The 8,348-nt window shown below is 33.5% G+C and carries 9 protein-coding genes; 5 read left to right on the forward strand and 4 right to left on the reverse strand.

Annotated elements, in window-relative coordinates:
* From LIZ98_RS15890 to LIZ98_RS15900, 3 genes are all read right to left on the reverse strand, one after another.
* On the reverse strand, positions 1-1,024 hold a 1,024-nt coding region (locus tag LIZ98_RS15890), incomplete at its 3' end, for a recombinase family protein (protein ID WP_227140235.1).
* Positions 1,021-1,185: a hypothetical protein gene (locus tag LIZ98_RS15895; RefSeq protein WP_227140234.1), complete on the reverse strand. Its 165-nt coding sequence runs from the start codon at positions 1,183-1,185 to the stop codon at positions 1,021-1,023. The genes LIZ98_RS15890 and LIZ98_RS15895, both read right to left, overlap by 4 nt.
* 331 nt (positions 1,186-1,516) lie before the next feature.
* Positions 1,517-2,653 carry an SEC-C domain-containing protein gene (locus LIZ98_RS15900; protein WP_227140233.1) on the reverse strand — a complete coding sequence of 379 codons (1,137 nt, stop codon included), beginning with the start codon at positions 2,651-2,653 and terminating at the stop codon, positions 1,517-1,519.
* A 381-nt stretch (positions 2,654-3,034) separates the two neighbouring features.
* On the opposite strand from LIZ98_RS15900, the gene LIZ98_RS15905 reads away from it, so the two are divergent.
* Both LIZ98_RS15905 and LIZ98_RS15910 read left to right on the forward strand, forming a co-directional pair.
* Positions 3,035-3,442 carry a hypothetical protein gene (locus LIZ98_RS15905; RefSeq protein ID WP_227140232.1) on the forward strand — a complete coding sequence of 136 codons (408 nt, stop codon included), beginning with the start codon at positions 3,035-3,037 and terminating at the stop codon, positions 3,440-3,442.
* Positions 3,436-4,068, forward strand: coding sequence for a hypothetical protein (locus LIZ98_RS15910; RefSeq protein WP_227140231.1), 633 nt, complete (start codon positions 3,436-3,438; stop codon positions 4,066-4,068). The genes LIZ98_RS15905 and LIZ98_RS15910 overlap by 7 nt, the downstream gene beginning before the upstream one ends.
* 441 nt (positions 4,069-4,509) lie before the next feature.
* Here LIZ98_RS15910 and LIZ98_RS15915 read toward each other — a convergent pair whose 3' ends face one another.
* Complete coding sequence (locus LIZ98_RS15915) at positions 4,510-5,010, reverse strand: hypothetical protein (protein ID WP_227140230.1); 501 nt, start codon at positions 5,008-5,010, stop codon at positions 4,510-4,512.
* 195 nt (positions 5,011-5,205) lie between these two features.
* Between LIZ98_RS15915 and LIZ98_RS15920 the strand changes: the two genes are divergently transcribed.
* Genes LIZ98_RS15920 through LIZ98_RS15930 form a run of 3 tightly spaced genes read left to right on the forward strand, consistent with a single transcriptional unit; the run spans position 5,206 to position 8,299 of the window.
* Positions 5,206-5,793, forward strand: coding sequence for a restriction endonuclease subunit S (locus tag LIZ98_RS15920; RefSeq protein ID WP_227140229.1), 588 nt, complete (start codon positions 5,206-5,208; stop codon positions 5,791-5,793).
* A complete protein-coding gene (locus LIZ98_RS15925) occupies positions 5,786-7,315 on the forward strand; it encodes a type I restriction-modification system subunit M (protein WP_227140228.1) in 1,530 nt (509 codons plus the stop codon). Before LIZ98_RS15920 ends, LIZ98_RS15925 begins: the two co-directional genes overlap by 8 nt.
* Positions 7,316-7,324: 9 nt before the next feature.
* Complete coding sequence (locus tag LIZ98_RS15930) at positions 7,325-8,299, forward strand: restriction endonuclease subunit S (RefSeq protein WP_227140227.1); 975 nt, start codon at positions 7,325-7,327, stop codon at positions 8,297-8,299.
* The last annotated feature ends 49 nt before the right edge of the window (positions 8,300-8,348 follow it).

Consider the following 8,348-nt stretch of genomic DNA (forward strand, 5'->3'; position numbering starts at 1 on the left):
TTTTAACAAGAGGTGCTGTTGATTTATATGCGTTGTTTGAATGGGGGCTTACGTTGTACCCTCCACAAACATATCCTTTTCTACTCTTTTTGAAGTGCATACTCCTACCACAATCTTCACAGTAAGATATATTTGAGAATAGGTGTTTTTTTGCATGTGGTCGTTTACGTTTTCTTTCGGCGATTAGCTGTTGAACAACATTAAAATCTTCCTTAGAGATAATCGGTTCGTGTGTGTCCTCGATGATTACAAAATTTGATGGATCATTCTTTTTCCTTTTTTCAGATGTGACATTTATGGATGTCTCTCTTTGTTGTACGAGATTACCGATGTAGTGTGGGTTTTCTAGGATTATCCGAACGCCAGATCCATGCCAAAGTGGACTTGCGTTTCTCTTCCCTGATACCATAGATGGAGTTGGTATTCCTTCCTCTAAAAGTTCCCTCGCAATACTATCAAATCCCATACCAGAAAGGTAAGAATTGAAAATACGACGGACTATATCTGGTGTAAAATCATCCTTTATTTTTAAAACACCATTTTCCACATAGTATCCATAAGGTGGGATAGAACCCTTAAATTTCCCACCTTTTGCTCTTACTTTTAATGCAGTTTTTACACGTTCACTTGTTCGCTGTGATTCCTGTTCGTACATCCATGCGTATAATCCAAACATCTGAGTGTTGCCAGAAAGTGTGTCAATTGCTCCATCCAATGTAAGGATATGAATGCCACGATTTTCAGCAAGATTTTTTATTTCATATGAAAGTTGTCCGTTCCTAGCTAATCGTGATAGTTCTTTAGCTAAGATAATGTCAAACTTATTCATTCTAGCATCTTCTATCATACGTTTTAATTGGGGACGTTTCTTTGTTTTAGTACCAGACTGAATATCCAAATAGATGTCATATAGGTCCCATCCCTTTTCTGATAAAAGATTCATGAATAGTTCTTTTTGGTTATCAAGGGATTGCTTTTGTTCTTCTTTGTTCGTTGAGACACGAATGTAAATTGCTGATTTCATGCCACTTTCTCTCCTTCCTTGTTAGAAGAGTCAGTGGAATTCACCTTATTATCATCATAGATTTCCTTTATAAGTACGTCAATTTTTTCATTTAGAATGGATTTGAAAATGTCTTCGAGGGTAATTTTGGATTGGTTATTGAAGATTCTTTCGATGTTCATTATGTTTCCTCCTGAGGTTTAAGTTGGGGTTTGTAATTATTGAAGTTTAAAACGTTGAGGGGATTTGTAAGGGGGAGATTTCTTTATGATTTTTGGATTCTGTATCAACATCACTTCCTTTCTACGAATATATTATCTTATAAATCTATCATAATCAGGATGATTTCATAAATCAAAGTCCTTAGGTTCGAGGACGCTCTAATTTTAAGTGAGTTGCTAGGGGAGGGATATGAAGAATATACTATGGAAGAGTAAAATAATTGATTAGTTGGGCGTATATACGCCCATTTTTGTCAATCTTTATTAATTTGAAAATGAAAAAAGTACCAAATTAGGTGCTTGGTGGATTAAATAAATTAAACTTATAATAATTTTGCTCTAATAACAACTCCATTTTTTCAAAAACATTCACCGATGAAACGAAACTTCTAAGTAAAGAATCTTTCTGTTTATTTGTCATTCTATCCACTAAATTTGGACTAAAAAACACATTTTCTGTATACTCTATGATTAAATAGTTTAGATGCTGAGTAAATTCTTCGTTTGATAATCCATCAAGTTGATCAAAATATTCCTTATAAACTTTATTATCACTCAGAAGGTGCGATAATACAATTACAGTCTGATTTTCTATTGGATAGACACTCACATAGATAGAAGGCATTTTATTTTCACTCTTATCATGGTAAATATCATTTATTTCCTTCCCAGTATAATCGAATTGAACTGCAAATGCTGAACTTGTGGTAAATTCAACTTCATAGTCTAATGTTCTGCTAATAGTTCTTAAAATTTCGAAATTGCCAATTAAATAATTTTCCTTAAATAAATTGTAGTCCTTTGCGTAATCTTCTACATCTAATACAGTTACTCTATACGTATTAACCATGATTGGATCTAACATTCCAGCAGGGAATTTTTTAAATAAACTTCTAATGTTGTTTAAAAGTCTTTGTTTTCTATGATACTCTAAAGCGGATGCTCTAAAAGCAAACAAAAAGTTCTGAATTGGTTCACCAGTATACTCCCTTAGTTCAATAGGCCTAAATAGCTCAGTATCATGATAATCACAAAAGCCAAAAAATGTACTAGCTTTATTCCTACTTATTTTTTTGAACACTGCATGAAGACCTTTCTTCTTAGAAATCTCCCCACTTATTTGATAAACATGGCCATCCTTGCTTATCCTGTTTAAAAACCTGTTGTTTTGTATTGAATGAGCCCCTTTAATTACTGATGAACATTCCTCTTTATTAAAGCCTAAACATGTTTTAAAATCTGCTTTTTCCCACTCTAGTCTTGCCATGTGATTAATACGTTGTTCGGAATATTTATATTCTGCTATTTCTTTATGTCTAGCTTCTCTAGCTTTTTGGTAACAGCAAAACTTAAATTTATCTTCGGAACCACATGGACACAATTCGTAAGCATCTATCTTATTTTTCTCTATTTCCTTTTTTGAATACAAAAGTTTTACCCCCTTTGTTACTATATTATATCAAACTACAACTTTTCACTAAATCTGAAAGTAATCAATATGATTATCTTATTGATTCAACCGTAGAGCATATTAGTCTTTACGGTTTTTTTGTTGCTAGTTTATTAGAATTACTATCAGCTTACACTAACTTTCCTTTTGTAAAGCTAATTTGTAGTTGTAGGACTGCTCATGTGAATAATTCCCTTTACAACTACATAGCATGTTCTACTTCATGATCACATTGTATCAAAACAATGTGTTAGGAAGTCATATAAATTAGTTCGGGTCGGGAAAAGTTATACATCTAAACCCCTTGGTAATAAAGGTATTTCCTAGTCCTGTGAACGTAAATCAAAGGAGATGGTTATTTTGATTCACACATTTGAATTGTTGCTAGTTGTTACGTATTTCGATATTCGACACCTTTTTTCTATGTACGGTATTAAGGTAGACAAATACCATTACTTCGGTGCTGCTGTTGAACAACTTAATGAAGAAATAAAGAAGGTTTTTCCATCTTATGCCGTATCTTATATCTGGGATCAAGCAACTGGTGATTGCAACTTACAATTAAAGGTTGATGCGGTAAAAATGCTAAGCAGAGGAACTATAGTAGAAGATGACTATGTTCTGGTTGAAGCGGATATTCGTAAATTCCTTACTTGGCACTTTGGACAATCTGATTATTTCGATTCTCATGTTCTAACCAGAATTGATTATAAGCAGGACTGTTATGTTCCAGATTCAAAAGATAGGAAATTGTTATTTCATTGCTAGAAAAATACACGAACAGTTATAGACACAAAGAGAAAATCAAATGGGGAAAAGATGAAAATGGAAATCCATTCAAATATGAAACATCCCAATACTACAAGAATAAAAGTGTCGAGTTTGTGATTTATAGCAAGGAGGATGAACGGATAGCGAAAGGTGAAGAAATTCAGTCCTATGATGAAAATATAGTGAGATATGAATTGAGACTGAAAAACAGGCATTTGAACAGCATGAAACGAACAGATAAGGGAGTAGGTAGACCGAAACAACTGAAAACCTACTTTTCTTTACAATTGCAAGAGGAATACATGGAAAAGCATATCCTTCCTATCGTTCACCAAGGTGATTATTACAAAATCACTGAAGCTGAAAAGATAATTGAAAACAGCCAATTCTCAAGGAGAAAAAAAGCTAGTTTACGAGAGTTCTTAGTTATGATCTCCAAAGGTAGTATTGATACTCCGCTAAAAAAGAAAAAGGAGGAAGGAGGTATTTCAAAACCTACTTATCGACAATACCTTCGTGACCTTTCAAGCCTCGGAATAAACCCCATCCTAATTCCCAAGAATCTCTCCACCGAAGATCACACTTCATTCCCAAGTTTCCTGAAAAATCCATTTACAATCTGAAATGTACATGATAGGCAAGTTGAGGTGTCTAAAATGTGTTGTACCTAACACAATAGGCACCTTATTTGTTTAGAAATAATCCTAGTATTACATTTGATTTTCAATACTACTCATCAAGTTCCTTATACTCTTTGAGTCAATAACTTAACCACCAAATTTACTAACGGTATCAGCTAATGCAGTATCTATTTCCCCTTCATCAAAATCATTTGGAAGTTCAACATCTAAAATAATTCTTACAAACTTCAATACACTACCTCCTAGTTTAACTTCTATATAGATCATTGCTTCTGAAAAATCAACAAAATAAATCCATTATCTTTCTTAACAATTATTGCCATTCTACCATTGTATAAAACAAAATAACCGACAAGTTTGTATGTACTTTGTCGGGTATCATGGCTTTCGTTTTGTGATAACAGATTGTTGATTTAGTGACGATCATTGCTTACTTTCAGGTCTATATTTATTTTTAGCATCAATAAGTGCTTGGGCAATGATATGCTGAATTTTCAGATGAGGGTAGTATTCTTCACAGAAGCTGCTAAATTCTTCGTAGATCGCATTGTTCATGCGGATGCTTTTATTGGAGTAGGTTGCATCTCTACTGTAAATGCGATCATCTAGGATCAAAAGCCCCTTGTTTTCAAAATGCTGAATTACCTTCCTCAAAGTATCTTCATGTTGTTTAAAGAAAGTTGCTTCATCATTATTTTTACTTAGGTCTTTCGTTAATCTCTCTTCTTCAGAACGAACAAATGGATAGTACTTCTTGTCCGCTTTATGATAAATATAATCCCCTTCCCACATGATTTTGCTAAAACTACTGGAAGGAATTTCGAGGAGATCACAAATTGACCTTAGATCATGATCTTGTAATAGTTTATTGACTTCTTGTACTCTTTTTGATGGTGACATTGTAAGGAATGTTTGTTTGTCCATTAGTACAGCCCCTTTCGTTATATGAAGTTAATGTATTATAGATGAAAAAACATTAATATAACTGTACTTTTCAGTCGTTATAATTTTTTTGAGTGGTTTTAATACTATAGATTGACTTCAACGCTTAAAAGTCATATACTGTATTTAACAAGCAAAAGTTAAATATAAGATTTGACATTTGAATGGAGGTGTAACATGCAACTCGGTGAGATTGCCCAAATTAAGACGGGACTGGTACTAAGTAGGAAAAAAGCAGAAATTGAATATGATGCAAAGGCTACATACAAACTTTTATCACTAAAAAATATTAGTGAAGATGGGATGATTGTAAATGAATCTTTCGATGAATTTGCCAGTAATGAAAACTTAGATGACCATTACTTTACCGAGGAAGGGGATGTACTAATGAGATTAAGCCAACCCTTTACCACGGTATATATTGATAAAAATTATGCTGGTTTATTGATACCGTCATACTTTGCTATTATTAAAGTAAATGATACAAAAGTCTTACCTCAATACATTGCATGGTATCTTAATACGAAGAATGTAAAAAATGAATTAGAGCGTTCTCAAGCTGGTAGTAGAATCCCTAGTACAAATCAGCATACGATTAAGAACATTCCAATTGTATTAACACCCATTAATAAACAACGGGTTTTGATAAAGGTTTACCAACTACATCAAAGAGAGAAGCTGCTTTACAAGAAATTAATTGAAGAAAAAGAACTACTCTTTCAAGGTGTTACTCAGCAAATATTAGGAGGAATAAAAAATGGTTGAACAAACAACACAAGAAAAAATAAATAGTGTGTTATGGAATGCAGCTGATACTTTCAGAGGAAAAATTGATTCATCTACATATAAGGATTACATTCTTACTATGTTGTTTATCAAGTATTTAAGTGATTCTTATAAAGAGAAAGTAGAAGAATACACAAATCGTTACAATGGAGACGAACAGCGGGTACAACGTGCTTTGTCAAGAGAACGATTTGTACTGGACGAAGCATCAACATTTGACTATTTGTATAGCAAAAGAAACGATCCTGAAATCGGTGAAATCATTAACAAAGCATTGGAACGAATTGAAAATGAGAATACTGGAAAACTTCGTGGTGTTTTCCGTAACATAGACTTTAATAGTGAAGCCATTCTTGGAAAAGCAAAAGAACGAAATGCTATGCTTCGTTCTTTATTAGAGGATTTTAATCAACTATCATTGAGACCTTCTCAATTAGGTAATGAAGATATTGTTGGAAATGCGTATCAATATATGATTGGGTTATTTGCTTCTGATGCTGGAAAAAAAGGTGGAGAATTCTATACTCCAGCAGAAGTTTCAGAGCTACTCGCACGATTAGTGAAACCACAAGAAAATGATCGTATCTATGACCCAACTTGTGGCTCAGGTTCATTATTGTTAAAAGTAGCAAAACAAGTACCAAGTAAGAAAGTTGCAATTTACGGACAAGAACGTAATGGGGCTACTCATTCATTAGCACTTATGAATATGTACTTACATGGTATTGATGATGCGAAAATTGAATGGGGAGATACGTTAGCCAATCCATTGCACTTAGAAGATGGCAAACTAATGAAGTTCCAAGTCATTGTTGCTAATCCTCCTTTCTCCTTAGATAAGTGGGCGATGGGTTTTGCAGGTGAGGGAACGAATGATAAGAAGTTTAAAATGGAACCAGGACTTGATCCACATAGAAGATTTGAATGGGGGGTTCCACCAAGTTCTAAAGGGGATTATGCCTTTGTTCAACACATGCTGTATTCCTTAGCTGAAAATGGACGTATGGCTACCATTCTTCCACATGGCGTATTATTCCGTGGATCTAGTGAAGGGAAGATTCGTGAACAAATTATCAATATGAACCTATTAGATGCTGTTATTGGATTACCAGAAGGTCTATTCTATGGTACGGGTATTCCTGCATGTATTATGGTATTCCGTAAAGACCGTACACGTAAAGATGTCTTATTTATTGACGCATCTGGTGAAGGAAACTACGAAAAAGGGAAAAATCAAAATAAATTAAGGGAGCAGGACATTGAAAAAATCGTTGAAACTTATGAGAAGAGAGAAACGATTGATAAATACTCCTATGTTGCAACACTCGATGAAATCAAAGAAAATGACTATAACTTAAATATCCCACGCTATGTCGATACATTTGAAGAAGAAGAACCAGTTGATATGGAAGCGGTAAAGGAAAATATTTATAACATTAAGAAGGAACTTCAAGAAATTGAAGAACAGATGGGAAAATATTTGAAAGAGTTGGGATTGTAGGTGAAAAGGATGGCCAATAAAAATTTAAAAGAACTTTATCCTTCAGATTGGGTTGAACATAAATTCAATACTTTATTTAAATTTGAAGGTGGGATGCCCATATCAAGAGCAAAATTATCAGACGAAGGAGTTTGTTACCTTCATTATGGTGATATTCACAAATCAAATGATAATCATATAGATGTTGAAGAAAATTTTGATGCCATTCCTAAACTAAAAATGTCTTTAGATGAGATTAAGGATAAGTATATCTTAAATGATGGGGATATTGTTTTTGCAGATGCATCGGAGGATTATGAGGCTATTGGAAAATCTGTTGTTGTTGTAAACAAATCTAATATTCCCTTTGTTAGTGGGTTACATACCATTGTTGCAAGGGATAAAACAACTGGATTATTAGACAATGGTTATAAAAGATATTTTCTTTCCGATTGGAATATACGAAAACAAATTATGATATTGGCAACCGGTATCTCTGTTCTTGGGATTAGTAAAGAAAATATAAAAGACGTAGAAGTTGTTCTTCCACCATTAAAAGAGCAAAACAAAATCGCTACTATCCTCTCAGTCTGGGACAAGGCAATTGAGCTAAAGGAAAAGCTAATTGAGCAGAAAAAACAGCAGAAAAAAGGGTTAATGCAGAAGTTGTTGACTGGTGAAGTGAGATTGCCTGGGTTTGAGGGAGAATGGACAAAAATAAAGTTAGGAAATGTGATTGAGGAAAGTAAAGAAAGAACGACTGTAAATAATCAATATCCTGTATTAACTTCATCTCGACAAGGTATTTTTTTACAAGATGAGTATTTTTCTAAACAAGTTGCAAGTTTAGATAATACTGGTTATAAAATTGTTAGAAAAGGTGAATTCACTTACAGATCTATGAGTGATGATGGTTATTTTGTTTTTAATAGGTTGGATAACTATGAAGTAGGTATTGTTAGTCCAGCATATGTAGTCTTTAGGACAAAAGAAATTAATTCGTAAGCCCCCATTCAAACAACGCATATAAATCAACAGCACCTCTTGTTAAAAT

Source organism: Caldibacillus sp. 210928-DFI.2.18, from assembly GCF_020554505.1.
In the GTDB taxonomy this organism is placed as follows: Bacteria; Bacillota; Bacilli; order Bacillales; family Caldibacillaceae; genus Caldifermentibacillus; species Caldifermentibacillus hisashii.